Annotated in this window: 23 protein-coding genes and 1 tRNA gene; 13 read left to right on the top strand and 11 right to left on the bottom strand. The window is 67.2% G+C overall.

Going from position 1 to position 26,078, the window contains the following annotated elements:
- Positions 1–132: 132 nt before the first annotated feature.
- Entirely contained in the window at positions 133–2,199 is a 2,067-nt protein-coding gene (nagE, locus tag Y710_RS08580; protein WP_062367163.1) for an N-acetylglucosamine-specific PTS transporter subunit IIBC, read from the bottom strand.
- Positions 2,200–2,374: 175 nt separating this feature from the next.
- Between nagE and Y710_RS08575 the strand changes: the two genes are divergently transcribed.
- From Y710_RS08575 to Y710_RS08555, 5 genes are all read left to right on the top strand, one after another.
- Complete coding sequence (locus tag Y710_RS08575; RefSeq protein WP_062367182.1) at positions 2,375–3,394, top strand: iron-siderophore ABC transporter substrate-binding protein; 1,020 nt, start codon at positions 2,375–2,377, stop codon at positions 3,392–3,394.
- Positions 3,395–3,456: 62 nt separating this feature from the next.
- Entirely contained in the window at positions 3,457–4,440 is a 984-nt protein-coding gene (locus tag Y710_RS08570) for a FecCD family ABC transporter permease (RefSeq protein ID WP_231650041.1), read from the top strand.
- Positions 4,437–5,480: a FecCD family ABC transporter permease gene (locus Y710_RS08565; protein WP_006897540.1), complete on the top strand. Its 1,044-nt coding sequence runs from the start codon at positions 4,437–4,439 to the stop codon at positions 5,478–5,480. Before Y710_RS08570 ends, Y710_RS08565 begins: the two co-directional genes overlap by 4 nt.
- 23 nt (positions 5,481–5,503) lie before the next feature.
- Positions 5,504–6,493 carry a siderophore-interacting protein gene (locus Y710_RS08560; protein WP_006897539.1) on the top strand — a complete coding sequence of 330 codons (990 nt, stop codon included), beginning with the start codon at positions 5,504–5,506 and terminating at the stop codon, positions 6,491–6,493.
- A gap of 90 nt (positions 6,494–6,583) precedes the next feature.
- Positions 6,584–7,990: a class II fumarate hydratase gene (locus Y710_RS08555; protein WP_006897538.1), complete on the top strand. Its 1,407-nt coding sequence runs from the start codon at positions 6,584–6,586 to the stop codon at positions 7,988–7,990.
- A 32-nt stretch (positions 7,991–8,022) separates the two neighbouring features.
- Here the strand turns inward: Y710_RS08555 and Y710_RS08550 are convergent, their stop codons facing one another.
- The 5 genes from Y710_RS08550 to Y710_RS08530 all read right to left on the bottom strand — a co-directional run bounded on the left by Y710_RS08550 (position 8,023) and on the right by Y710_RS08530 (position 12,146).
- Positions 8,023–9,723 carry a fumarate hydratase gene (locus Y710_RS08550; RefSeq protein ID WP_006897537.1) on the bottom strand — a complete coding sequence of 567 codons (1,701 nt, stop codon included), beginning with the start codon at positions 9,721–9,723 and terminating at the stop codon, positions 8,023–8,025.
- Between the two features lie 100 nt (positions 9,724–9,823).
- Positions 9,824–10,675, bottom strand: a complete 852-nt coding sequence (locus tag Y710_RS08545; RefSeq protein WP_006897536.1) for a patatin-like phospholipase family protein — start codon at positions 10,673–10,675, stop codon at positions 9,824–9,826.
- 53 nt (positions 10,676–10,728) lie between these two features.
- Entirely contained in the window at positions 10,729–11,259 is a 531-nt protein-coding gene (locus Y710_RS08540) for a DinB family protein (protein ID WP_006897535.1), read from the bottom strand.
- Between the two features lie 96 nt (positions 11,260–11,355).
- A complete protein-coding gene (locus Y710_RS08535) occupies positions 11,356–11,769 on the bottom strand; it encodes a hypothetical protein (protein ID WP_051999673.1) in 414 nt (137 codons plus the stop codon).
- A complete protein-coding gene (locus Y710_RS08530) occupies positions 11,736–12,146 on the bottom strand; it encodes a hypothetical protein (RefSeq protein ID WP_006897533.1) in 411 nt (136 codons plus the stop codon). The genes Y710_RS08535 and Y710_RS08530 overlap by 34 nt, the downstream gene beginning before the upstream one ends.
- A 102-nt stretch (positions 12,147–12,248) precedes the next feature.
- Here Y710_RS08530 and Y710_RS08525 point away from each other — a divergent pair, with 102 nt between their 5' ends.
- Positions 12,249–13,517, top strand: a complete 1,269-nt coding sequence (locus tag Y710_RS08525; protein WP_006897532.1) for a competence/damage-inducible protein A — start codon at positions 12,249–12,251, stop codon at positions 13,515–13,517.
- A 33-nt stretch (positions 13,518–13,550) separates the two neighbouring features.
- Here the strand turns inward: Y710_RS08525 and Y710_RS08520 are convergent, their stop codons facing one another.
- Positions 13,551–14,153, bottom strand: a complete 603-nt coding sequence (locus Y710_RS08520) for a DUF998 domain-containing protein (RefSeq protein WP_006897531.1) — start codon at positions 14,151–14,153, stop codon at positions 13,551–13,553.
- 43 nt (positions 14,154–14,196) lie between these two features.
- Positions 14,197–15,795, bottom strand: coding sequence for an FUSC family protein (locus Y710_RS08515; protein WP_045537310.1), 1,599 nt, complete (start codon positions 15,793–15,795; stop codon positions 14,197–14,199).
- Positions 15,796–15,894: 99 nt separating this feature from the next.
- Here Y710_RS08515 and Y710_RS08510 point away from each other — a divergent pair, with 99 nt between their 5' ends.
- A complete protein-coding gene (locus Y710_RS08510) occupies positions 15,895–17,040 on the top strand; it encodes a lactonase family protein (RefSeq protein ID WP_156479426.1) in 1,146 nt (381 codons plus the stop codon).
- A gap of 144 nt (positions 17,041–17,184) precedes the next feature.
- Here the strand turns inward: Y710_RS08510 and Y710_RS08505 are convergent.
- Positions 17,185–17,257, bottom strand: a tRNA-Leu gene (locus Y710_RS08505).
- Between the two features lie 145 nt (positions 17,258–17,402).
- Here Y710_RS08505 and Y710_RS08500 point away from each other — a divergent pair.
- From Y710_RS08500 to Y710_RS08485, 4 genes are all read left to right on the top strand, one after another.
- Complete coding sequence (locus tag Y710_RS08500) at positions 17,403–18,062, top strand: TetR/AcrR family transcriptional regulator (RefSeq protein ID WP_006898069.1); 660 nt, start codon at positions 17,403–17,405, stop codon at positions 18,060–18,062.
- Between the two features lie 2 nt (positions 18,063–18,064).
- On the top strand, positions 18,065–18,919 hold the full coding sequence (locus tag Y710_RS08495) for a 3-hydroxyacyl-CoA dehydrogenase (RefSeq protein ID WP_062367159.1): 855 nt from the start codon (positions 18,065–18,067) through the stop codon (positions 18,917–18,919).
- Positions 18,920–19,125: 206 nt separating this feature from the next.
- Positions 19,126–20,067: an MFS transporter gene (locus Y710_RS08490; protein WP_231875710.1), complete on the top strand. Its 942-nt coding sequence runs from the start codon at positions 19,126–19,128 to the stop codon at positions 20,065–20,067.
- A gap of 69 nt (positions 20,068–20,136) precedes the next feature.
- Positions 20,137–20,772, top strand: coding sequence for a DsbA family oxidoreductase (locus Y710_RS08485; protein ID WP_062367157.1), 636 nt, complete (start codon positions 20,137–20,139; stop codon positions 20,770–20,772).
- Between the two features lie 64 nt (positions 20,773–20,836).
- On the opposite strand, the gene Y710_RS08480 is transcribed toward Y710_RS08485, so the two are convergent.
- Positions 20,837–21,961, bottom strand: a complete 1,125-nt coding sequence (locus Y710_RS08480) for an Rv3169 family protein (protein WP_062367180.1) — start codon at positions 21,959–21,961, stop codon at positions 20,837–20,839.
- Positions 21,961–23,082 carry a phosphotransferase family protein gene (locus Y710_RS08475; protein WP_006898064.1) on the bottom strand — a complete coding sequence of 374 codons (1,122 nt, stop codon included), beginning with the start codon at positions 23,080–23,082 and terminating at the stop codon, positions 21,961–21,963. Before Y710_RS08475 ends, Y710_RS08480 begins: the two co-directional genes overlap by 1 nt.
- A 127-nt stretch (positions 23,083–23,209) precedes the next feature.
- On the opposite strand from Y710_RS08475, the gene Y710_RS08470 reads away from it, so the two are divergent.
- Positions 23,210–25,423, top strand: coding sequence for an MMPL family transporter (locus Y710_RS08470; protein WP_062367155.1), 2,214 nt, complete (start codon positions 23,210–23,212; stop codon positions 25,421–25,423).
- A 9-nt stretch (positions 25,424–25,432) separates the two neighbouring features.
- Positions 25,433–26,056, top strand: a complete 624-nt coding sequence (locus tag Y710_RS08465; protein WP_006898062.1) for a TetR/AcrR family transcriptional regulator — start codon at positions 25,433–25,435, stop codon at positions 26,054–26,056.
- Positions 26,057–26,078: the final 22 nt, after the last annotated feature.

Below are 26,078 nucleotides of genomic sequence, written 5' to 3'. Positions count from 1 at the left end.
ATGCCGGACGCATGGCCTGGCGACCGGCCACCACCGACCACCCCTGGCGCCTGAACACCATCCACCACGCCGGACAAGCTCAGAACCTGCACCCGCCGCCGCGCATGATTCCAGCACGCGCGGCGGTCTCCGTCAGGTCAGTTCGACGGTCGCGGACTTGTCGTTCATGACGACCACCGGGGTCACGGTGGCGAAGCCCGCGGCTTGGATCTTGGCCAGATCGACGTTGAGAATCGGCTGTCCGGCGCTGACCGTGTCGCCGGCCTTCACGAGTGGTTCGAACCCGTCGCCTTTGAGTTTCACGGTGTCGAGGCCGACGTGAATCAGCACCTCCGTGCCGTCCTCTAGTCGGAGTCCGATGGCATGACCGGTGGGAAACACCGTCACGACGGTCGCATCTGCGGGGGCCACCACTTCGCCCGACGTGGGGACGACGGCCGCGCCCGGCCCCATCATGCCGCTGGAGAAGGTCTTGTCCGGGACCTCCGAGAGGTCGACCGCGTACCCCTGGAGCGGGCGCTGCAGAGTGATGACCTTCGCTGCCGGTTTCGTCAGGACGGCGGTCGAGCCGTCGTGCGCGGCACCCTCCTCGGCCTCCGCCTCGGCGACGGCAGCCTCGGCCTCGTCCACTGCTTCCACCGCGGCTTCGACCGCCGTCGGATCCACCTCGCCGGACATGATCTTCTCCATCGCGTCCTTGACGAACTGGACGTTGAGTCCATAGATGACCTGCACCGAATGGCCGCCGGGCTTCATGGTGCCGGCAGCTCCGGCCCGTTTGAGCGCGGAATCGTCGACCTTGCCCGTGTCGTCGATCTCCATGCGCAGACGGGTGGCGCAGTTGTCGAGTTCGAGGATGTTGGCCTTGCCGCCGAGAGCGTCGATGAACTTGGCCGCGGTGCCGATGAACCCGGCTGAGACGCCTCCCTCGTCATCGGCGTCGACGGGTTCGTCGTCCTCGCGCCCAGGCGTCTTGAGCTGGAACTTGAGGATCACCCACCGGAACACCAGGAAGTAGACGAAGAACCAACCGATGCCCAGCACGATGATGATCCAGGGATTCTCGGCCATCGGGTTCTTCCAGTTCAGCACCAAGTCGACGAAGCCGCCGGAGAAGCCGAAGCCCATTCGGACCGGAAGAAGCTGGCAGATCGCCATCGAGATGCCCATGAAGACCGCATGGATCACGAAGAGGAAGGGAGCCAGGAACATGAAGGCGAACTCGAGCGGTTCGGTGACGCCGACGAAGAACGACGAGACCGCGCCGGAGAGCAGGATGCCGTAGGCGATCTTCTTCCGCGTCGTCTTCGCGGTGGTGTACATCGCGAGCGCGGCGCCCGGAAGGCCGAACATCATGATCGGGAAGAACCCGGTCATGTACTGACCGGTCACGCCGAACGTGCCCTCACCCGAGAGGAAGTTGTTCAGGTCGTTGATCCCCGCTACGTCGAACCAGAACACCGAGTTCAGAGCGTGGTGCAGTCCGAACGGAATCAGCAACCGGTTGAAGAAGCCGTAGAGCCCGGTGCCGACGGCGCCGAGATCGACGATGTGCTCACCGAACCAGACGAGGCCGCTGTAGACGAGCGGCCAGATGAACAGCAGGATGAGCGCGACGATCAGGGAGACTCCCGCCGTCACGATGGCCACCGACCGGCGACCGGAGAAGAACGACAGCGCGTCGGGCAGCTTGACGTCCTTGAAGCGGTTGTAACAGAGCGCACCGATGATGCCGCACAGGATGCCGATGAACGCGTTCTGGAACGCTCCGGGTGCGAAGGCCTCGTTGACGTCCGGGGTTTGGATCGCCAGATGGCCGTTGTCCATGACGAGCTTCTGGCCCTCGGTGATGGTCGCGCCCTCTTTGGCGATCGACGTCGTGTACCCGCGGCCGAGGAGTGTCATCACCGACGTGGGCGCCAGCAGACTGGTGACGACCAGCCACGACACCAGACCGGCGAGCGCCGACGTGCCGTCGGACTTGCGGGCCATACCGATCGACACGCCGACCGCGAACAGCAGAGCCATGTTCGAGAGCACCGCAAGACCCGCGGTCTGCAGGAACGAGGTGACGACGTTCGGCTTGTCGTCGTTGATACCGATGATCCAGTTGGCGATACCGACGAGGATCGCCGCCACCGGCAGGACGGCCACCGGCAGCATGATCGATTTGCCGAGGTTCTGCAGGAATTTCATCATCTCGGTGGGCTCCCATTCGGTCGTGAGACATGCGAACTGACGGGGCGTTCGGATGGACCTTAACCCGAGTGTCGCGGGTCACGGGCCTGTTCTGAGCCAACGACCGGAGCTGTTACATTAGGGAAGCCTAGCCAATAATAGGCTGACCTAATTCGACAATTCGGAAGTGCTGCTGATGTCACCTCGCCGACTGCTCGGCCTCGTTCTCGCGACCGCCCTCACCGTCTCGCTGGCGGCCTGTTCTTCCTCCGGCGACGGGGCGGGATCATCGGGTGCCGGGGGCGCAGGATTCCCGGTGACGGTGGAGCACGTGTACGGAACCACGACCATCGAGAGCAAGCCGGAGCGTGTGGCGACCGTCGCGTGGGCCAATCACGAGGTGCCGTTGGCGCTGGGCGTGGTCCCGGTAGGCATGAGCAAGGCGGCGTGGGGCGACGATAACGGCAACGGTGTGCTGCCGTGGGTGGAGGACGAACTCAAGCGACTCGGTGCACCGACGCCGGAATTGTTCGACGAAACCGACGGCATCGACTACGAGGCGGTCGCCGACACGCGGCCCGACGTCATCCTCGCCTCGTACTCGGGGCTCTCGAAGGAGGAGTACGACAAGCTCTCGAAGATCGCACCCGTGGTGGCCTACCCGAAGACCGCGTGGGGCACGTCCTGGCAGGACATGGTCCGCATGAACTCCAAGGCGATCGGGCGCCAAGCAGAGGGGGATCGGTTGATCGAGAAGCTCACCGGTCAGGTGAACGGCTCCCTCGACAAGCATCCCGAGCTCAAGGGGCGCAAGGTGATGTTCGCGTACCTCGACCCGACCGATCTGAGCAAGATCGGCTTCTACACGACGCACGACACTCGGCAGGGCTTCCTCGACAGCGTCGGAATGGCGCCGCCGGCGGAGGTGGCCGCGAAGAGCGCGGGGACCGACGAGTTCTACGTCGAGGAGAGTGCCGAGCAGGCCGAACGGTTCCGTGACGTCGATTTGGTCGTGACTTACGGCGACGACTCCACGGTCGCGCGGCTGAAGGCCGACCCGTTGCTGTCGAAGATCCCCGCGATCGCTGCCGGGCACGTCGCGATCTTGAAGGACGCGACCCCGCTGGCCGCCATGGCGAATCCGTCGCCGCTGTCGATCCCGTGGGGCATCGACGACTACTTCTCCACTCTGGCCGCGGGACTGACCGACAAGTGACCGCGGTCGCGCCCACCCGACGGGACACTGTCCCGGACCGATCGGCGGCTCGCGGCGTCGGGGTGCGAATCGGGAGTCTGATCGCGGGCGCGCTCCTCCTCGTCATCCTGTTCGGTGTCTCGGTGGCCTTCGGTGTACGCGCGGTGAGTCCAGCAGAGATCTGGGGCGCGCTCACCGGCGGATCGGACGGCATCGCCGAAGCCGCGGTGCTCAAACGGATTCCGCGCACCGTATTGGCGATGCTGGTCGGCGCGGCCCTCGCTCTCTCGGGCGCGGGTATGCAGGCCGTGACTCGCAATCCGGTGGCCGATCCCGGCATCCTCGGGATCTCCACGGGCGCCTCGCTCGCCGTCGTCACCGGCATCGTGGCCTTCGGGATGTCCGACCCCTACTGGTACATCGCCGTGGCGATCGCGGGAGCGTTCGCCACCGCGGTCTTCGTCTACGCGGTCGGTTCCATGGGCTTCGGCGGTGCGACGCCGCTGAAGCTCGCCCTCTCCGGCGCGGCCACCGCCGCCGCGCTGACCTGCCTCATCAGCGCAGTCCTGCTCCCTCGCGTCGACGTGATGCAGAAGTTCCAGCACTGGCAGGTCGGCGGCGTCGGAGGCGCGGACTGGCACCGCATCGGTGTGGTCGCGCCCTTCCTCGCGGCGGGGGCGATCGTGATGCTCGGATGCGCTCGCGGGATGAATTCTCTGTCACTCGGCGACGATGTCGCGACAGCGTTGGGGGAGAACGTGTTCCGCACTCGTCTGGTGACCGGGATCGCGGCGGTCGTGCTCGCGGGTGCGGCCACCGCCATCGCCGGTCCGATCGCATTCGTCGGCCTGCTCGTGCCTCACGCATGCCGCGCGTCAATCGGCGCCGACCACCGATGGCTGTTGCCCTTCTCCGCACTCGCCGGCGCCGGGCTGCTGGTGCTGTCGGACGTCGTCGGCCGGCTCGTGGCCCGACCGAGCGAGGTGGACGTCGGCGTGGTGACGGCGCTCATCGGAGCGCCCGTGTTCATCTGGATAGTTCGTCGTCAGCGGGTGCGTGCGCTGTGACCGCCGCGACGGAATCTCCCGCCTTCGACCTCTTCGCCGGCCGTCGTGCACGGGTTCGGCGCGCCCGGCTCGTGACCGGGGTGTTGGCTCTTACTGTGATCGGGCTGTTGTTCGTCAGTCTGATGGTCGGCAAGACCTTCTATCCGCTCGGCGACGTCCTGCGCGTGCTGAGCGGGCAGACGGTTCCGGGCGCCTCGTTCACCGTCGGCGAGCTGCGACTTCCCCGAGCGGCGACGGCGTTGCTCACCGGCGCCGCCTTCGGTCTGGCCGGGGTGACTTTTCAGTCTCTGCTGCGCAATCCGCTCGCCTCGCCCGACATCATCGGGATCTCCTGGGGTGCGTCGGCGTCGGCGGTCGGCGCGATCGTGGTCTTCGGACTCACCGGACCGGCGGTGTCGGTGGCCGCGCTGGTCGGTGCACTGCTCACCGTGGGGGCGGTGTACGGGTTGTCGATCGCCGGAGGGTTCGCCGGAACACGCCTGATCCTCATCGGCATCGGCGTGGCGGCGATGCTCAGCAGCCTCGTCTCGTACGTGCTGGCCAAGGCATCGCAGTGGGATGTGGCGGCCGCGTTGCAGTGGCTCACCGGAAGCCTCGCCGACGCCTCCTGGCCGCAACTGGTGCCGCTGGCCGCCGCGATGGCGGTGCTGCTGCCGGCACTCGTCGTCAACTCGCGGAACCTGGCGGTGCTCACCCTGGGTGACGATTCCGCCGCAGGTCTCGGCACTCGCGTCGATGCCGCGCGTCTGGTCTTCATCCTCGGAGCCGTGCTGCTGTTGGCATTCGCAACCGCGGCGGCCGGTCCGATCTCCTTCGTCGCGTTCATGTCCGGCCCCATCGCGGTCCGGCTCGTCGGCCCCGGTTCCTCACCGCTGATCCCGTCGGCGCTGGTGGGGTCCACCCTGGTACTGGCGGGCGACCTGGTCGGTCAATACGCGCTCGGCCACCGCTATCCGGTCGGTGTCGTGACCGGTGTCCTCGGTGCGCCCTTCCTCATCTACCTGCTCATCCGTGTCAACCGCGCCGGCTCGTCGATGTAGCCGACCGCACCGATTGGAGATCCATGCCTGTCGCCGAGACCACCCCGCTGCCGCCGCTGTGCGTCACGCGTGCCGCCGTCGGCGCCGTGCAGCGGCTGTCGCCGAACTTCGTCCGTATCACGTTCACCGGGGCCGGCCTCACCGGGTTCGGCAATCCCGGCGCCACATTCGACCAGCGGATGAAGTTGATCTTCCCTCCGGCCGCCGGTGAGCTCCCGGAGTTGTCCGACTCCGACACCTGGTATCAGGACTGGCTGGCGATTCCCGAGGACCGGAGGGGAGCGATGCGCACGTACTCGATCCGTGACCTCCGGATCGACGACGGCGGCGCGACGGAGTTCGACGTCGACTTCGTCCTGCACTTGGCGCCCGACAAGACCGGACCGGCCTCGTCGTGGGCGGCAGCGGCGGCGGTGGGAGACGAGTTGCTGATCGTGGGACCGCGCCGCGGGCGACTCGACGGCGGCGGAGTGGAGTACATGCCGGGCGCGGCCGAACGTGTGCTGCTGGCCGGCGACGAGACGGCCGCGCCCGCGATCGCCCGCATTCTTGAGGACGCGCCCGCTGATCTGGCGGGAGCGGCCTACATCGAGATCCCCGAGCCCGACGACGCGCTGCCGATCGATGCGCCCGAGGGCGTCGCGGTGCACTGGCTCCCGCGCGAGGGAGCGGGACAGGGAGTGCGGCTGCATGCGGCTGTCCTGGGTCATCTGGGTGAGTCCGCGGGCGACCTGGACGGTGCCGTCGACGCACCCGACACGGACGCGCTGGTCTGGGAGACGCCGACCTTCTCCGGACTCGGCGAGGAGATCCATGCCGGTTCGGGCCATGACGGGACGGGCCATGACGAGACGGGTCGTGACGGGAGGGCGGCGCAGGCGTACTACTGGATCGCGGGCGAGAGTCGCGTCGTCACCACGCTGCGGCGCAGACTGGTCAAAGACCTGGGGATTCCGCGCGCGCAGGTCGCCTTCATGGGGTACTGGCGCGAGGGAGTGGCGATGAAGGGATGACGGGCGGAACTGCTCGGTCCGCCCGCGGATGGTCGGACAGACGGAACAGGCCAGCGGAACATCGGTCGAGACGGAGAGGTTGAACAGAACATGGCTGAAGACACTGGTGAGTACCGAATCGAACACGACACGATGGGCGAGGTGAAGGTCCCGGCCGATGCGCTGTGGCGTGCGCAGACGCAGCGGGCCGTCGAGAACTTCCCGATCAGCTTCCGTCCGCTGGAACGCACTCAGATCCGTGCGCTCGGACTGTTGAAGGCGGCGACCGCACAGGTCAACCGTGATCTCGGGCTGCTCGACGAGGCCAAGGCCGATGCGATCATCGCAGCGGCGCGGGAGATCGCCGACGGCCTGCACGACGACCAGTTCCCGATCGACGTCTTCCAGACGGGGTCGGGGACGTCGTCGAACATGAACGCCAACGAGGTGATCGCGTCGATCGCGGCGGCCGGCGGCGTGACCGTGCATCCGAACGACGATGTGAACATGTCGCAGAGTTCCAACGACACCTTCCCGACCGCCACGCACGTGGCCGCCACCGAGGCCGTCGTCCGCACCCTCATTCCGGCGCTGGAGCATCTGCGGGGCGCCCTCGCCGAGAAGTCGGACCAGTGGCGGTCGGTGGTCAAGTCGGGCCGCACACACCTGATGGACGCGGTCCCGGTGACGCTCGGCCAGGAGTTCGGCGGATATGCGCGGCAGGTCGAAGCCGGCGTCGAACGCCTCCGATCGACGTTGCCTCGCGTGGGTGAACTCCCGATCGGCGGCACCGCCGTCGGGACCGGGCTCAACGCGCCCGACCGGTTCGGGTCGCTCGTGGTGGCCGAACTCGTCCGACTGACGGGTGTCGAGGATCTGCGCCTCGCGCGCGACAACTTCGAGGCTCAAGCCGCGCGCGACGGGCTGGTGGAACTGTCGGGACAGCTGAAGACGATCGCCGTGTCGTTGACCAAGATCGCCAACGACGTCCGCTGGATGGGGTCGGGGCCGCTCACGGGGCTCGGCGAGATCGCGCTGCCCGACCTCCAGCCGGGGAGTTCGATCATGCCGGGCAAGGTGAACCCGGTGCTTCCCGAAGCCGTCACACAGGTGGCGGCGCAGGTGATCGGCAACGACGCCGCCGTCACCTGGGGCGGCGGCAATGGCGCCTTCGAGTTGAACGTCTACATCCCGATGATGGCGCGCAATGTCCTCGAATCGGTGACTCTGCTCGCCAACGTCTCCCGACTGTTCGCCGACCGGTGCATCAGCGGGCTGGTGGCACATGAGGACCGCCTGCGGACGCTCGCCGAATCGTCACCGTCGATCGTCACCCCGCTCAACTCCGCGATCGGGTACGAGGAGGCCGCCGCCGTCGCCAAGGAGGCGCTACGCGAAGGAAAGACGATCCGGCAGACGGTGATCGATCGCGGGCTCCTCGGCGACCGGCTGTCGGAGGAGGAACTCGATCGGCGGCTCGACGTCCTCAAGATGGCGAACCTGGAGCGGGAACGGTAGACGTTCCCCGCTCCCGGCGTCACCTGGGCGACCTACCGCTCCTTCGAGCGGATGCGCACACCGCTCAGCGGCACGCTGACCGTGCCGCCCGGATCGGTGAAGAAGTCGTTGCCCTTGTCGTCGACGACGATGAAGGCGGGGAAGTTCTCGACCTCGATCTTCCACACGGCTTCCATGCCGAGCTCGGGATACTCGATGACCTCTTGACTCTTGATGCAGTCGAGCGCGAGACGAGCGGCGGGGCCGCCGATCGATCCGAGGTAGAAGCCGCCGTGCGTATCGCACGCGGTGGTGACCTGCTTGGACCGGTTGCCCTTGGCGAGCATCACCATCGACCCGCCGGCGGCCTGGAACTGCTCGACGTAGCTGTCCATCCGGCCGGCCGTGGTGGGACCGAACGATCCCGACGCCATGCCCTCCGGGGTCTTGGCCGGACCGGCGTAGTACACCGGGTGGTTCTTCAGGTACTCGGGCATCGGCTCGCCCGCGTCGAGTCGTTCCTTGATCTTGGCGTGCGCGATGTCGCGGGCCACCACCAGCGGACCGGTCAGCGACAGCCGTGTCTTGACCGGGTGCTTGGTGAGCTCGGCCAGGATCTGGTCCATCGGTTGGTTCAGATCGATCTCGACCACCTCGCCGCCCGCGATGTCCTCGGCGACGCCGGCGTCCGGCATGTACTGCGCGGGATCGGTCTCCAACTGCTCCAGAAAGACGCCGTCGGCGGTGATCTTGCCGAGAGCCTGACGGTCGGCGGAGCACGAGACGGCGATCGCGACGGGCAGCGACGCTCCGTGGCGCGGCAGCCGGATCACCCGGACGTCGTGGCAGAAGTACTTGCCGCCGAACTGCGCGCCGATCCCGAACGACTGGGTCAGCTTGAACACCTCCTCCTCGAGTTCCGGGTCGCGGAAGGCGTGCCCGGAGAGGTCGCCCTCGGTGGGCAGGGTGTCGAGGTAGTGCGCGGAGGCGTACTTCGCGGTCTTCAATGCGAACTCTGCGGAGGTGCCGCCGACGACCACCGCGAGGTGGTACGGCGGGCACGCCGCGGTGCCGAGCGAGCGGATCTTCTCATCGAGGTACTCCAGCAGCCGCTTGGGATTCAGGATCGCCTTGGTCTCCTGGAACAGGAACGACTTATTGGCGCTGCCGCCGCCCTTGGCCATGAAAAGGAACTTGTACTCCGGTCCCTTGGGCCCCTGCTCGGTCGCGTAGATCTCGACCTGAGCCGGGAGGTTGGTGCCGGTGTTGCGCTCCTCGTACATGGTGATCGGAGCGTTCTGCGAGTACCGCAGGTTCAGCTTGGTATACGCGTCGTAGACGCCGCGCGAGATCCACTCGCCGTCGTCGACGCCGGTCAGCACGCCTTCGGACTTCTTGCCCATCACGATGGCGGTGCCGGTGTCCTGGCACATCGGAAGCACGCCGCCGGCCGAGATGTTCACGTTCTTCAGCAGGTCGAGGGCCACGAAGCGATCGTTGCCCGAGGCCTCGGGATCGTCGATGATCTTCCGCAACTGCCGCAGGTGCGCCGGCCGCAGGTAGTGGCTGATGTCGTGCATCGCCTCGGCGGTCAGTCTCTGGAGCGCTTCGGGTGCCACCTTGAGGAAGGTCTGGCCGTCGACCTCGATGGTCGAGACGCCTTCGGTGGTGACGAGACGGTACGGGGTCTCGTCGGCACCGATCGGCAGCAGGTCGGAGTAGAGGAATTCGGGGGCTGAGGCTGATTCACTCACGACTGGCATCGTAGCCCTCGCGATGTGCGCGGCTGACCGCCGCCGGGGGTGAGGGCGCCGCCGGCGGGCCGGGCGACCGGTGTGCAGGCGCGAGGTCCGTTCAGTGCCAATGCATGTCGATGTGGTCCGCGGGAGACGCGCGGCGGCCGCCGTCGACCCGGAGAGCGTCGACGGCCGACTCGTAGCCGCGGACGATCAACTCGTCGCCGCGCGAGAAGTCCATCGGGCCGATGTCGAGTGGGCACGGCGGCGGCAGCACGATCAGCTCCGCGTCGCCGGTGTACTCCCGGATGTCCCGAATCAGCCGCTTGTGGATGAGAAGGGTCATCGTGTGGATCAGCGTTCCCGCCACACCCGTGGGAGGTTCGGTCAACGCGCACGGATACCCGCAGGGAAGGACGTAGACGGTGTCCGCCCGTGCGGAGAGCGCCTGCGAGATCGCGGTGTTGTCGGCGACGCCGCCGTCGATCAGCAGCCGGCCGTTCCACTCGACGGGTGGAAGCAGTCCGGGGATCGCGGTGCTGGCCAGGACTGCCTCGGCCACGGGGCCGTGATCGATGTTCACCTCGTCGCCGGTCAGCAGGTCGGTCGCGACCACTGTCAGCCGAATGGCCGCGTCGTCCATCTGCTCGAAGTCGAGATACCGGTCGGTCAGGTTGCGCAGTCCCTGGTCGCCGAAGAGCGCGGGCTGATGCCCGAGGAGACCGCTGACGATGTGCCGTGGACTGGGCGGGAACAGTTGCCACGTGTGCAAGCCGCGCCAGATGTCGCCGAGTTCGTCGACGACGCGTGGACCGAACCCTCGGCCCGCCACGTACGCCGCGTTCAACGCACCCACCGAGGTACCGACCAGGAAATCGGGCTGCACCTCCCGTTCGGCGAGAGCGCGGAGCATACCGATCTGCATCGCCCCGAGGTTCGCGCCGCCGGACAGTACGAAACCCGTGGTCATCGCCCCACCTCCTCGACTCCACGATAGGTCGGGCGGCACGGGAGTGGGTGCGATCACTCGCGCGCGGGAAGCCCGACGTCGGTGCGGTGGTGTTCGAGTTCGTGCAGGACGTACATCGCGAAGGTCTCCACCGTGAACACGGTGCCGTCTCCGCGCAGTCCCTCGCGCGACCAATCGTCCTCTCGCACGAGCCGGTACATCTCGGCGAAGCCCGCCACCGCCGCGGTGAGTTGGCTGCTCACCGCGTCGGGACTCTGCGACCCGTAGTCGGCTTCCACCGCCGCGGCGTCCTGATCCCAGTCATCGAAGCAGACCGGCTGCGTGCGCAGCATCTCGTCGAGGCGTTCGGTCATCACGCTTCCGACGTCGCGGACGTGACAGGCGTACTCGAGCGCCGACCACGTGTGGTCGTCGGGCCGCACGCGCACGTCGGCACGAGCCAGAACGGTGTTCCATCCGGTGATCGACGCGGCGATCCGGTCGGCGACGTCCTCCCGCCGGACGGTGGCGGGATCGAATCCGCACGCGGGGCATCGCTGCCTCGTCACCCAGGTCCAATCCTTGCCGTCTGGCTCGAAAGTCATGAAATCAGACTAAGTCCACCGAGGCCGGAGAGGCGCGGCCTCCGACCTCCGTCCGCGTGGCGCCCGAGGCCGGCGGTTCGATCCGCGCTCACCGCGTCAGAGACCGTCGAGGATCTTCAGGCGCAGCCGATCGTGTTCCTCGCGCGAGATCCGCCCGCCGTCGAGCAGCCCGGCGAGTTCGTCGAGTCGCTGCGAAGTCGACCGGCCGTCGGCGGTCGCGGGTCGAGACGCCTCGTGCTCGGTGAGAATCGTCTGGATCTCGGAGCGGACCTCGGGATGGCTCCGGATGTCGAGCGTGGGGCCGAGTGCGACGCCGTGTCTGCTGAGCGCGTCGACGATCCGCAGCAGAGGTTCAGCCTGTCCCGTGAGGTCGTGGGTGCGACCGTCGTCCTCCGAGACGAACCGGGCCGGCACCGCACCCGTGTACAGCGCGGTGGCGTGCCAGTCGATCACGACCCGGCCGTCGGCGCCGACAGTCACGCCGACCAGCCCGCGGCCGAGCGAGCCCACCGAAGCGGTCGGTACCACGGTCTTGAGTTCGGTGGTGAACTCGTCGATCCGCGGCCCGCGGATCTCCAGTCGAAGGCCATCACTCGGTGGCCGCCGATCTCGGTGGCGGTGTCGGCGACGTGCGCGATGGTGCCGATGCCGGGGACCCCGGGCTCGTCGAGCTCTTGGACCGGAGGATGCGACCTGTGGAGCTTGAGGGCGATGAAGGTCGCGATGACGACGACGTCGACCAGCCCGATGACGCCGACGATCAGCAGCCACAGCGGCGGGCTCGGGACCACCAGGTAGACGATGATGAAGACAGGGAACACGATGCCGGCGAGGAGGGAGAAGCCGAGAACCCTCGCGAAGGTGCCCAGAAGAGTCGAACCGCGCATGTGCCAACCGTAAACGAGACGAACCGAGTCATCGCAACGGCGTGCTGGTCCGGGAAGCCGGGTTCATGGCCGGGTGTGCACTCGCGACGTAACCTCGTCTGTGTGAGCATTCGCGCAGGAATCGTCGTCACCGGCACCGAAGTCCTCAGCGGCCGAATCACCGACCGGAACGGTCCGTGGGTCTCGCAGCGACTCCTGGAGATCGGAGTCGACGTCGCGCACATCACCGTCTGCGGCGACCGCCCGCGCGATCTCGCCGCGCAACTCCGATTCCTCTCCGATGAGCGCGTCGATCTGATCGTCACCACCGGCGGGCTCGGACCCACCGCCGACGATCTCACCGTGGCCGCGGTCGCGGATTTCACCGGCCGCGACCTCGTCGCCGATCCGGTGATGCGACAGACCATCGAGTCGGTGATCCGCGGCTGGCGCAAGTACGACGACGTGCTCCCCGACGCAGTGGTGGCGGCGATCGACAAGCAGGCGCTGATTCCGGCGGGCGCGGAGGCGATTGCGCCTGTCGGCACCGCGCCGGGTGTGGCGGTGGCCGCCACCGACGACGTTCCGGCGATCCTGGTCCTGCCCGGCCCGCCGCACGAGGTGCACGGGATGTGGCCGGCAGCCCTCGCGACCTCCGCCGTCGAGGACGCGATCGCCGGGCGCGACTCGTACGACCAGCACACGATCCTCGCGTACGGGCTGTCGGAGGCGGACCTGGCGGTGTCGTTGCGACGCGCCGAGGGAGTGGTCGAAGGCTTCGACGAGCTCGAGATCACCACGTGCATGCGAGGCGGCGAACTCGAGATCGTCACCCGCTTCGAATCCAGTGCCGCGCAATCGTATCGGGATCTGGAAGAACTCATCCTGACCAGGCACGGCGACCGCGTGTTCTCGACCGACGGCGAGCCGATCAACGAGGTTCTCGCGCGGCTGCTCGGGTCACGCACCATCGGTACGGCCGAGTCGTGCACCGGCGGAATGGTGGCGGCGGCGCTCACCGACCGTGCGGGATCCTCGGCCTACATGCTCGGCGGCGTGGTCTCGTACGCGAACGACGTGAAGTCGGGCGTGCTCGGCGTCCCCGAAGACCTCATCGCCGATCTCGGGGCGGTGAGCGAACCCGTCGCCGCTGCGATGGCCGAGGGCGCGAGGCGCGTCCTGCGCTCCGACATCGCGGTCTCCACCACCGGAATCGCCGGGCCCGGCGGAGAACGTCCCGGAAAGCCGGTCGGGACGGTGTGCTTCGGCCTGGCGATCGACGGTCGCCCGACCGTCACCGTCACGCGGAAGTTCCCAGGCGACCGCGGTGCGGTGCGGCGGCTCGCCACCTCCGCGGCGCTGCACATGGTGGCCGGCGCACTGCGCGAGTAGCGCCGACGAGAACCGCGGCCGGAACCGGCCCAGTCACGCACCCAACAGGGCGATCGCGACCAGAAGGTAGAACAGCGTGACGGCGACCAGGAAGACCCGCTCGGCCGTGCCGAAGAGTCTGCGACGCAGGGGTGTGATGACCAACGCCGCGATCGCCGCGATCAGGGCGACGAGCGTGACGATGTGAAGGACCTGTCCGGCGACCGCCAGGCTGCCGCCGACCGCGTCGGTCATCCAGCGGGAGAAGTTCCCGGTGAGTGAGTATGCGATGGCGAACCAGGCGATCGCCAGGACGTAGTGGACGATGCCGATACGCGTGATCGTCTGGCCTTCGACGTCGGTCGGGACCAGCGGAAGCACAGTGAAGATCGCCGTGAGAATCAGCAGGAGGAAGACCGTCAGACCGCGGTCGGGCCAGTCGGTCAGGCCCCACCACACCGCGCCTGCGAGAGTGAGCCAGCCCAGGGCGGTGGTCCAGGTCATCGCGGCGGAGAGTCGCTTGGTGGGACCGACGGCGTAATCGCTGACCGCGTGCTCGATCGCGTTGTAGGGGCTCGCAACCATGTGCAGCCCGGCGAACATGCCGAGGCGCGCAAGCCACAGAATCACCGAGATGACGGCCAGTACGGAACTCATCTCTGCATTCTTGCGCGTCGGAGCCTACGCCGCTCGCCGAATCTCAGACGGTCGGTTGCCACGACCGCGCGAGCGCACGGTATCCGCGCTCGGACAACGCGTGTTCCGATGCGCGCAGATCGGCTAGCTGCGGATCGTCGTTGACCGCTCGTTCGACGACGGCGAGCTGCTGAGACAGCTCGTAGTGGAGAGCCACGCGCGCGCGATGGCCGTCGGGCTCGAAGGCCCGGCCGGCACGGTTGACGGCGTCGACGGCGTCGATGGCTCGGGCGGTTCGCCGCGACTGGGTCAGAGCGAGCTTCCTCGGGAACCGGTACGAGGTGAGCCAGGTGACGGCGAGCGCGGCGAGCGCGCCGACGATGGTGTCGAGGAAGCGGTCGGCGGACACGAGTTCGGCTCCGGCACCGGTGACCGACTCGACCATCACCAGTGCCATCGGCGTGATGAAGATGAGGGCGATCGCGTAGTTCAGCGCGAGCAGCGCGTACATGCCGGTCATGCACGCCAGAACGATCACGATCGACCACCACTCGTTCGGGTGCAGCAGCGAGAGCAGGTACGTCGCACCGACGCCGATCATGGTCCCGACGGTGCGTTGACCGGCTCGCCGGATCGACGTCGCGCGGTGGGACCACTGGTTCAGGATGATGACGCCGGTGAGGATCGCCCAGTACGGGTGTCCGGCGCCGGTGCTGAGCGCTACCAGTCCGCCGAGGGCGGCGACGAAGCCCATTCGCCATGACGTGAACCACTCCACCGAGGTCCAGTGCAACGCGTGGTAGGCGAGGTACGCAGTGGCGGGCCTGCGTTCGACGAGCGCGGCGCGGGGGACGTCGTCGCGCAGCGTCGGGTCCTCCCCGAGACGGGTCAGCATCTGTGAGTACAACGCTGACTGCGCCTCGTACAGTGTGTCCGCGAGTTCGTGGTGCCGTGCGTTGCGGGTCGCCGGCCATGCTGATCGGAGAGTGACGAGGGCGCTGTCGCACGCCGCGAAGGCGGTGTTCCGGATCTGGCGGCGCATCTCGTCCGGGACGTCGTCGGGCAGACCGACGTACGCGGCCACCGCTGCCTTCGCTCGCGCCACCGCACGCTCCTCAGGCCCGTGCGGCTCGAACAGGAGGGGGACGGTGAGCAATGCCGCCGTGATGGTTCCGGCCAGTGCGGTGAGACCGACCAGACTCCAGCCGAGGTGCTGGTCGACACCGAAGAACGCGCCGACGATGCCCGCGTACATCGGCAGCACCGGTGACGGCCCCCGGCCGAGCATGAAGGTGTTGTACAGCATCGAGAAGACCACCACGATGAGTACCGCCGCCGGAACGAAGGCCCAGCGGTGCGGCGCGATCGCCACACCGAAGGACATGGATCCTACGATCAGCGCCGTGACCAGAAGGGTGTTGCGCACCCGGGGCCACAGCGGGCGATCGGTCTCCCAGAACGTGACGAAGGCGCCGAGCATCCCGAAGATGCCGAGTTCAGGGCCGAAGAGCGCACAGCAGATCAGGACTGTCGTCGCGGTGATCGCGGCCTTGACGAGTGCCGGCCGGATGGTGCCCGGGATGTGCTGCACCGCGAAGAGGCCCAGTAACCCGCGGGTCACGCGACGCAGTGCGGGGGAGCGTACGGGACCGTTCTCATTCACACCGTTCGACGTTAGTCGAACGGTCGAGCCGATGATGCGGCGGGAGTGTCCAAGAAATCGAACAGTCGGCAACTCTCATACGGCCCTAAATTGACGTTCATGAGAATCCGTGTAGCACTCGTCACACTGTGCGTCGCCGCCGCATCCCTCGTCGGGAGCGGAAGCGCCGCGGGGCCGTCGATGGCCGATCCGCCCCCGTCGGGCGGCGTCTCCGGGTCGAAGCCGTACAACCTGTACACGCACGGCTTCCTGAGTTCGCCGACCGTGGGCTACCGGGTCACCGACCACGGGCCGGTGCGCAAGATCGGCGGCAACCCCGTCGCGGGAATGGGCTCGTGGCCGAAGACAGCGTCGCCCGACGGCAGGCATCTGCTCGTCGCATCCGGTGTGCCCGCGGTCCTGCGCAACTACGACATCGACAACGTCGGCCGACTGCACCTGCGGCAGGAGACGCCGCTACCGGACATTCCGGTCGGTCTCGAGTTCACTCCGGACAGCAAGAACTTCTATCTCACGATGGGCGTCGCCAACGCCACGATTCAGCCGTACCGCATGACGGACGACGGCTCGGCGCGGCCGTTGGGCCGGCGGGTTCCGGTGGGGCAGCCGCTCGACGGTCTCACGACGGTGATGGTGACGCCGAACACCCGCCATCTCATCGTCGGCAGCTACCTGCGCCACGAGTTGCTCCGCTTCGACATCAAGGCGGACCGCACCCTCACCCCGGTGCGGCAGCGCGTGCCGACGCAGTCGGGCCCGATCTTCCCGGTCATCACGCCCAATGGCCGGCACGTGTACATCATGAACGAGACCGGCAACAGCGTGTCCGGCTACAACATCCTGGGTGACGGGCGACTGGTGCCGACCGGGCAGGCTCCGATGCCGACGGGTCTGTTCCCGCATGTGGCCAGCGTGACTCCCGACGGCCGATTCATGTACGTCCCGAATCTGGCGTCGACGTTCATCAGCGTGTTCGCGATCAATTCGAACGGCACACTCCGCGCGCTGCCGAATGCGCAGACCGGCACCAGCCCGCTCGGGCCGATGCCCGAGTCCTCCACGCTCTCGCCGAGCGGCAAGGTGCTGTGGACACTCGGCCAGGACATGGCGCGCGGCAACGAGTGCATCATGCAGCGGTTCTTCGTGATGCCCAACGGCACGCTGCGCCACGACCGCTCCACCTATGTGCGAACTGGAACGCTGATCTCCGACGGAAAGGTCATCACAATGGCCCCCGGCCGGTAGTCACCCCCGGCCGGTGACCACGGTCGCGGTGGACCGTGGACGCGACGTCGGCGCAGGCGACAGCCTGCGCCGACGTTGTCGTTCGGTCGGCCGGAGGTGTGCGTACTGATCTCCGCCACTGCGGATGTGACCGCGAATATGGGGTGCCCCCACCGGGATTCGAACCCGGACTGAGCGGATTTTAAGTCCGATGCCTCTGCCGTTGGGCTATGGGGGCGCGTGACAAGCATGCCAGGCCGCCGGAGGCCGGGTGTCTGCCGGTCTCCGCCGAACCGGTGGAACCGGACTTCAACCATGGCGCCTGCCGCAGAAACGGAGTACGCTCATTAATAAGCGTGATCGACGATTGCGGGAGGTGGCAGGTGGTCGAGAACGAGACGGCTGCCGGCGGGCGCCGCGACCGCAATATGCGTCAGAAGCGCGACCGCATCTTCCGCGCGGCAACGGAACTGTTCGCCGAGAAGGGATACGACGCCGTCACCACGCGCGAGATCTCCGAACGTGCCGACGTCGCCGCCGGGACCCTGTTCCGGTACGCGTCGTCGAAGGTCGAACTGCTGCTGATGGTCTACAACGAGCAGTTCCGTCGATCACTGGAGTCCGGCGTCGAACGTTCCGCCGAGTCGGACGACGTGGTCGACGCGCTGCTCGCGGTGGTCGCGCCCATACTCCGGAGCGCCGCCGTGCGGCCGGAGAACGCGGCCGCTTACCAGCGGGAGTTGGTCTTCGGAACCCGATCCGAACGATATCGAGCAGAGGGCGTCGGCCTGGTTCGACAGACCGAGGTGGCGCTGGCGGACGTGCTCGCCGCGGAGGCGCGCCGACGGGGCGTCGTCACATCCGCGGACGCGGTGCGCGCCGCCGGCCGCTCGGTCTTCGCCGCGGTCCACCTCGACGTCGCGCGCAGCGCCGCGACACTCGACGACCCCGAGTCCGACGCCCCCTCCGACCCCGCCGATCTGCGCAGACAACTCCGGCAGATCGTCGATGGATTCTTAGCCGATCACGATGAGAGGAACTGACAATGTCCGACATCAAGAAGGTAGTGGTACTGGGAACGGGCGTGCTGGGATCGCAGATCGCGTTCCAGTCGGCCTACAGCGGGTTCGAGGTCACCGCTTACGACATCGACGACGACGCCCTCGCCAAGGCGAAGGAGCGGTTCGCCGGACTGGTCGAGACTTACAAGAACGAGGTGCCGGGCGCCGCGGACGGGAAGGCCGAGGCCGCCCTGGCCGAGCTGGCGTACTCCTCGGATCTGGCAGAGGCCGTCGCCGACGCCGATCTGGTGATCGAAGCCGTTCCCGAGGTACTCGACCTCAAACGCGACATCTATCAGAAGCTGTCCGCCGTGGCGCCGGAGAAGACCATCTTCGCGACCAACTCGTCGACCTTGCTGCCCAGCGACATCGTGGGGTCCACCGACCGCCCGGACCGGTTCCTGGCATTGCACTTCGCCAACCGCGTGTGGCAGTTCAACACCGCCGAGGTGATGGGCACCGCACAGACCTCGCCGACTGTCTTCGACACGATCGTCGAGTTCGCGGGCGAGATCGGCATGGTGGCCATCCCCATCCACAAGGAGAAGGCCGGCTATGTGCTCAACTCACTGCTCGTTCCCTTCCTCAACGCGGCGCTCGAACTGGCTGCGGGCGACTACGCCGAACCCAAGGACGTCGACAACACCTGGCGGATCGCAACCGGAGCACCGATCGGGCCGTTCCAGATGTACGACGTGATCGGTCTCAACACGCCGTACAACATCATGGCCAACGGTGATGAGCACGCCCAGCAGCTGGCCGCCTGGCTCAAGGAGAACTACATCGACAAGGGCAAGCTGGGGATCGCGGCGGGCGAAGGCTTCTACAAGTACCGGTGACAGGTCCGCACCGGCTCGCGTCGCTTGCCACGGTGGCATCTGCTCTACCGTGAATGTGATCGGATGTGCGCGAGCCGGTGAGGGCGGTGGGCTGTTGTTCCCGCTGATGACGTCGATTCTGGTGGCGGCAGGCGGTGGTCGCGCGATGGGCCGGCTCGTGGCACTGGTGAGTCTGGCCGACCGCGCTCGGCCCGATTCTGGGTCCGGTGATCGGCGGCGTGATCCTGCACTGGCTCGACTGGCAGTGGCTCTTCGTGGTGAACGTCCCGGTCTGTCTGGTCGCGCTGGCGCTCTCGCACCGGATCCCGGACGACCGTGCGCCCGACTCCGACCGCGCCCGTCTCGACGTGATCGGCCTGTGCCTGCTCGCACCCGGTCTGGTCGGAGTGCTCCTCGGTCTCTCGAACACCCACCGCGGTGTGATGCGAACCGACGTCCTGCTCCCGATGCTCGCCGGTGTCGTGCTCCTGGCCGTCTTCGCGTTCCGCTCCGCTCATGCCACTGGAGCCACGCTCGTCGACGTGCGGGTGCTGGCCCGGCGCGCGGTGTCGGCGTCGTCGATCGGGCTGTTCTTCTTCAGCGTGGTCTCGTTCGGTGCGATGCTCGCGCTGCCGTTGTATCTGCAGAGCGAACGTGACGAGTCGGTGCTCATGGCCGCCCTCGTCCTCATTCCGCAGGGAGTGGGTGCCCTGATGTCTCGGTCCCTCGCCGGTGCACTGACCGATCGCATCGGGGCTCGCTGGATCGCTGTTGCGGGCTTCGGCATCATCGCCGTGGCCACCGTCCCGTTCGCGCTCGCGGACGCCTCGACGAATCTGGTGTGGCTGATGGTCGCGCTCTTCGTTCGCGGTCTGGGGCTGGGAACACTGCTGAGTCCGCTGATGGCGGCGGGCTTCGTGGGGGCCGACGGTTCGGAACGCAACGACATCAGTGTCGTCACGCGGTCGTTCCAGCAGGTCGGCGGCTCATTCGGGACGGCGGTGATCGCCGTCGTCCTGACCGCCGGCGCCACCATGACCATCGGGTTCCGCTACTCGTTCTGGTGGGCCACCGGCCTGGCGGTCGCGGGCGGTGTGCTGGCGCTGCTGCTCCCGGGCCGAGCCTCGGTGCCGGCGCCCACTGTCCGGCACGAAGGTGTCCGGGCCTGAGGCACGAAGGAACATCGACGCCGGCGCTGGTGTTGGACCGAGACGACATCAATTCTTGGAGGCGCGCTCATGCAGGTCGAGATCTGGACCGACGTCAACTGTCCCTTCTGCTATCTGGGGAAGAAGCGATTCAACGACGCGTTGGCCGAGTTCGACCACGCCGAGCAGGTGCAGGTGGTGCACCGCTCGTTCGAACTGGGCCCGACGGTGCCCGCGGGAACCTCGGGCGACGTAGTGCAGCATCTGGCGGAGAAGTACGGGCGCACCCTGGAGCAGGCCGCGGAAGGCGAGCGACGGCTCGGCGACGCGGCGCAGGAGGCCGGGCTGGAGTACGTCACCGACGGGCGCGACTACGGCAACTCCTTCGATATGCACCGGCTCCTTCACTGGGCGAAGGAACTGGATCGGCAGGAGGCGATGCTGGACGCGCTGTACCTGGCCAATTTCGCGGAGAGCGAGCCGTTGTTCGGCGACACCGAGCGCCTCGTCCGGGTCGCAGTCGGTGCCGGTTTCGACGAGACGAGTGTGCGAGAGGTTCTCTCCGACGAGCACCGATACGCAGACCTGGTCCGCGCCGACGAACGGCAGGCGCAGGAGTTCGGCGTCAACGGAGTGCCGTTCTACGTCTTCGACCGCAAGTACGCGGTGTCCGGGGCGCAGCCGGCGGAATTGTTCACCCAAGTCCTCAACAGGGCATGGGACTGAGAATCTTGTCGAGTTGTGTACCCGTGGGGTGCACAACTCGACAAGATCTGGTCTGTGCCGTCGCCTACGGCGCCACATCCGTGTAGTCGGTGAATCCGTACTGATCGTGCGGACCGATGACGGAGAACTCGAACAAGCCCTCGCCCCGCACGGTGCGATCCCCCTCCGACAGTTCGAAGGTCGCGAGATGGTCGGCAGGACAGAATAGCTTCATGGTCGCGTCGAGTGCGGAGACCTTCAGGTGCAGCGACTCCACCTTCTCCTCGCCCTGCCACATGCCGTGCCGCCAGTCCTGTTCCAGTCCGTAGCCCGCGCCGAATCCGATGAAGTTCGCCAGCCGTGGCGCGCAGCGCACCACGATCTCCTCGCCGCCGGGCCGGATGAACCGCAGGGTGGCCGACGCCGGCTCGCGCCCGCCCGGCACGAACGTGACGTCGTGCTCCACGCGGCCGAGCCATTCCGGCTCGCGCGCCGGATCGTTCCAGATCCGTCGCGCATCGCCCATGACCCGCTCTCCGGTGCGCAGTTCCTGCACGATAACCGTGACCGCGTAATCGTCGAACCGCATCACCGAGTAGATCCAGAAGAACGACGCGGCATCGGTCTCGGCGGCGCGTCGCCCCGGCGGCTCCGCTTCGCCGACCGGGCGCACACCCCACGACCGGTCGCGGTTGCCGCGCCAGGTGTGCGGCTCCACCGCGAAATGAGTGCCGTCCACTGTCATCGATCCGGTCCATCGGCCGGTCTGGACGAATCGCATGGTGTCGAAGGTGACGCGTTCGAGCTGTCGCTGAAAGTGGCGCGGCTCCAGAGCAGCAGGAGAGTCGGCGTCGAAGACGAGATCGAAGGAGAGGTCTCCGTGACCCGGCGCGAGTCGCACGTGCAGCTTCTGCAGACCGTCCACCACCTCGACGAGGAAGGGGCCCACGCGCAGGTCGTTGCGGTTGGCGCCCAGCGCCCGTGATCCTCGCACCACGATGTGCTCGTCGCGATACCGCACCACGGCGAAACAATCGGTGACGCCGAGATTGGGATACACGCCGAGTCCGACGATCAGCCACGGGTCGTCGGGATCGCCGTGATGGCAGTTGAAGTAGTAGCGATCGTAGAAGTTGCGGTCGGAGGTGCCGACGTGACGGATCAGCTCGGCGACCTGGTGAATCGGGTAGTCGTCCATCTCCGAGAGCATCATTTCACCTGTTCCCAGTAGGTACCGGCCAGCATCGCTTCGAGAGTCGCCCGGTGCATGATCAGTTCGTCGGGATCGGCGGGTTCCGCTGCTTGACCGAAATGGATCGCGCGACATTGGATTCGGAACATCACCACCGCGTGGATCAGGGCCGCGTACGTGGTGTAGAAGTCCAGATCGGCGGGTGCGTGTCCGGTCTGCCGCCGGTATTCGGCGGCGACGTCCTCGCGTCGCAGGAAGTCGGGCAGTCCCTCGATTCCCGCCATCTCCGCGAGGTCCTGAAAGAAGCGGTGGAGAAAGATCATCCACCCGATGTCGAGTTCCCTCGGGCCGAGGGCGGCCATCTCCCAGTCGAGAACGGCCACCGGTTCGAAATCGCGGTACATGATGTTGCCGATGCGGGCGTCTCCCCAGGTGAGCACGTTCTCGGCCGGCTCCGGCCTGTTCTGCTCGACCCAGGCGAAGGCGCGTTCGATGAGTGGCGACCCCGCCCGGCCTGCGCTGGCCCAGCGGTAGAAGTCGCGAAGGCGCCGGATGTGTGCGGCGAGCGGAGACTCGCCGGCGGCGGGCTGCGCGATGAACACGTCCGGCACCGGTACGCGGTGGATCTCGGCGAGGACTCGGACCGTCGCACACATCATCGACGATCGCTGTTCGGGCGTGGCCTCGGTGACCCAGGAGCCGAAGTTGTACGGCATGACATCCGGCGGCACCTGTCCGTCCACGCGGTCCATCACGAAGAACGGTGCGCCCAGCGCCGCCGATCCCGTCTCCGACCACCAGAGCCGGGGCAGCGGAATGTCGGAATGAGTGCGGACGTGATCAATGAGCCGGTACTGCCCGTCGAGGTCGTAGGAGGGGAAGACCGGATCGCTCTCGGCTTGCGGCGCCACGCGGATCACCAGGGACCGCTCCTGACCTCCCCACGACGCTTCGGCGAGGAGCGTCTCGCTCGACATCCCGTTCGACTCCGGCACCGTCACGGCCGTGACACGTGCATCGGGACCCTCCTGCCGACGCAACCAGTGACCGAGTCGTTCGCGGAGCCAGTCCGGATCGCGCCGGGATTCGCTCGGTCGTGCCACCTGCGCGCTGCCTTCGTGATCGATCGCATCCGCCATATGTCGATTGAAACACGTTCTATTTCAAACGTGTGGTGAATCACTCGGCGGCAGCCGGGGCTTCCTCGAATGGACGCCCAGTTGCTAACTTAACGCTGATAAGTGATCGCGATCAGGGGACTCGGAGATGCTCACTGGATTGACACGACGTGTGGTCGGCGCGCCCAGACTGGTACTGGGAGTAGCGGTGGTGCTGCTCGCGCTGTGCGGCTTCTACGGGCTCGGTGCCGCGGACAAGATGCTCGCCGGCGGATACGACGACCCGCATGCGGAGTCGTCCCAGGCCCGCGACGTCCTCGATCGGGAGTTCCATCGGGGTGGTGCCGACGTGGTGGTGAAGATCGACGGGCCCGCGGGTACCGATATGGCGACGAGCGGCGCGGCCGCGGAGGTCGGCCGGAAGATCGTCGGTGAGCTCGAGGCGGCGGGCTACGTACAGAAGCCCATCCTCTCGATCTGGTCGAATCCGGGGCTGGCCGGAGAACTCCTCAGCAGGGACAAGACCTCCACGCAGATCATCGCGGGCCTCGACGGCGGTGACGAACTGGCTCCGAAGCACGCGGCCGAACTGTCCGATCGGCTCACCGGGAAAATCGACGGCTTCGAGGTGAAGGTCGGCGGCCAGGGGTTGATGTACAGCCAGGTGAATCAGCAGACGTCGAAGGATCTCGCGGTGGCGGAGGCCATCGCGATCCCGATCAGCTTCCTGCTCCTGATCGTGGTGTTCGGCGGGGCGGTGGCCGCGGCACTGCCGATCCTGGTCGGCGTGGCGGCGATCGCCGGAACGATGGCGTTACTGCGGGTCATTGCTGGATTCGCCGACGTGTCGATCTTCGCGCTCAACCTCACCACCGCGATGGGGCTGGCGCTGGCGATCGACTACACCCTGTTGATCGTCACCCGATACCGCGAGGAGGTCGATCGCGGGTTGAGCCGTCGCGACGCCGTGCTCCGAACGATGGACACCGCCGGGCGCACGGTGTTCTTCTCCGGCATCACGGTCGGACTGTCGCTCGCGGCGCTGGCGATCTTCCCGATGTACTTCCTCCGTTCGTTCGCCTATGCGGGCGTCGGTGTGGTGGTCGTGGCGGTGGCCGCGGCCCTGATCATCACGCCCGCACTGTTGGTGGTTCTCGGCGATCGTGTCGACGCGCTCGACGTCCGGGCGTGGATCCGGCGGCGGCGCGGCCGTCCCGAGCCGGAACCGAAGCCGATCGAGCAGACGGGCTGGTACCGCATGGCGACGGTGGTGCTGCGACGCGCCGTCCCCGTCGCGATCATCGTTCCCGCAGTGCTGCTGCTCCTCGGAGCACCCTTCCTCGGCATCAAGTTCGGCTTCCCCGACGACCGCGTGCTGCCGTCGACGGCCACCGCCCACTCGGTGCAGCAGGAGATCCGGGACGAGTACGACCAGGACTCGGGCGGCACGGCGACCGTGGTGGTCGAGGGGGCGGTCTCCGACCACGCGATGTCGGACTACGCGGCGGCACTGTCGAGAGTCACCGGGGTCGGCGCCGTCACAGCCCCGGTCGGCGTATTCCTGGAAGGGCGTCAGGTGGCGCCCGGCGACCCCTCGGCCGGGTCGGGCGAGTACTCGGTGGTGACGGCGTCGAGCGACGTCGATCCGCTGAGCGAGGCAGGTCAAGATCAGGTGTCGGCGCTGCGCGCGGTCCCGGCCCCGCAGGGTTCAGTGGTCCAGGTGACCGGCCTCGCCGCACTCAACCACGATGTGGTCGCGGCGTTGCTCACCTATCTGCCGTGGGTGCTCGGTGTGATCGCCGTGCTCACGTATGTCCTGCTGTTCCTGTTCAGCGGGAGCGTGGTGCTACCGCTCAAGGCCGTCGTCCTGAACGTGCTGTCGCTGTCGGCCACGTTCGGCGCGATGGTCTGGATCTTCCAGGACGGTCACCTCGGGGGCCTCGGCACCACGTCGACCGGCTACCTGGTGGCGACGATGCCCGTGCTGATGTTCTGCATCGCCTTCGGGCTCTCGATGGACTACGAGGTGTTCCTGCTCGGCAGAATCAGGGAGGAGTGGCTCAAATCCGATCGGACCAGAGCAGCCAACGACCACGCCGTCGCCGTCGGCATCGCCCGAACCGGGCGCGTGGTCACGGCAGCTGCCCTGCTGATGAGCATCGTCTTCGCCGGGATCGCCGCGTCGGAGGTGTCGTTCATGAGAATGTTCGGAGTCGGTCTCACCATCGCAGTGTTGATGGACGCGTCGTTCATCCGCATGCTTCTGGTTCCCGCGTTCATGCGGATCATGGGAGTGGGAAACTGGTGGGCGCCGGCACCGCTTCGTGCGCTGCACGACCGGTTCGGATTCAAGGAGGAGTGAACTGCGGTCATGAACGATCATGTGTCGCCCCGTCCGCGCTCACCGCGAGGATCGGGCGATCAGCTCGCCGAGGAGATCATCTCGGCCACCACCGACCTGCTCATCGAGTCGGGCAGTGAGGAGAAGGTGTCCATCCGGGCGGTCGCGGGCCGTGTCGGGGTGACGCCTCCGTCGATCTACTTGCACTTCGAGGACAAGGAAGCGCTGCTCGACGCCGTATGCGCCCGATTCTTCGAGCAGTTCGACGAGGTGATGATGCGGGCGTCGGAGGGGATCGACGACCTCTTCGACCGCGGCTTGGCGCAGGGGCTGGCCTACGTCCGGTTCGCCATCGACAGTGCCGTGATGTACCGCATCACCTTCGCCCGCGTCACCCCGCCGGGGGAGCCGACGCTCACCGACGAGGTCTTGCTCTCGTCGGCGTTCGTGCACTTCTCCGACACCGTCGAAGAGATGATGGACCAGGGACTGATTCCGCGTGCGGACACCGTGCAGACGGTCCTCACGCTCTGGGCCACTGCGCACGGTCTCGCATCGCTGATGATCGCCAAGCCGGGCCTGCCGTGGGGTGAGGGATACGAGCTGGCGGAGTCGGCGCTGCGCGCCGTGTGCAACGGCCTCGGTCAAGAATAGGTAAAGTCGGAACCGAATCGGC

This window comes from Gordonia sp. QH-12 (assembly GCF_001578675.1).
GTDB classification, from domain to species: domain Bacteria; phylum Actinomycetota; class Actinomycetes; order Mycobacteriales; family Mycobacteriaceae; genus Gordonia; species Gordonia sihwensis.
Note: the sequence above shows the minus strand (reverse complement) of the source record. Positions and strands in the feature narration are given on the sequence as shown.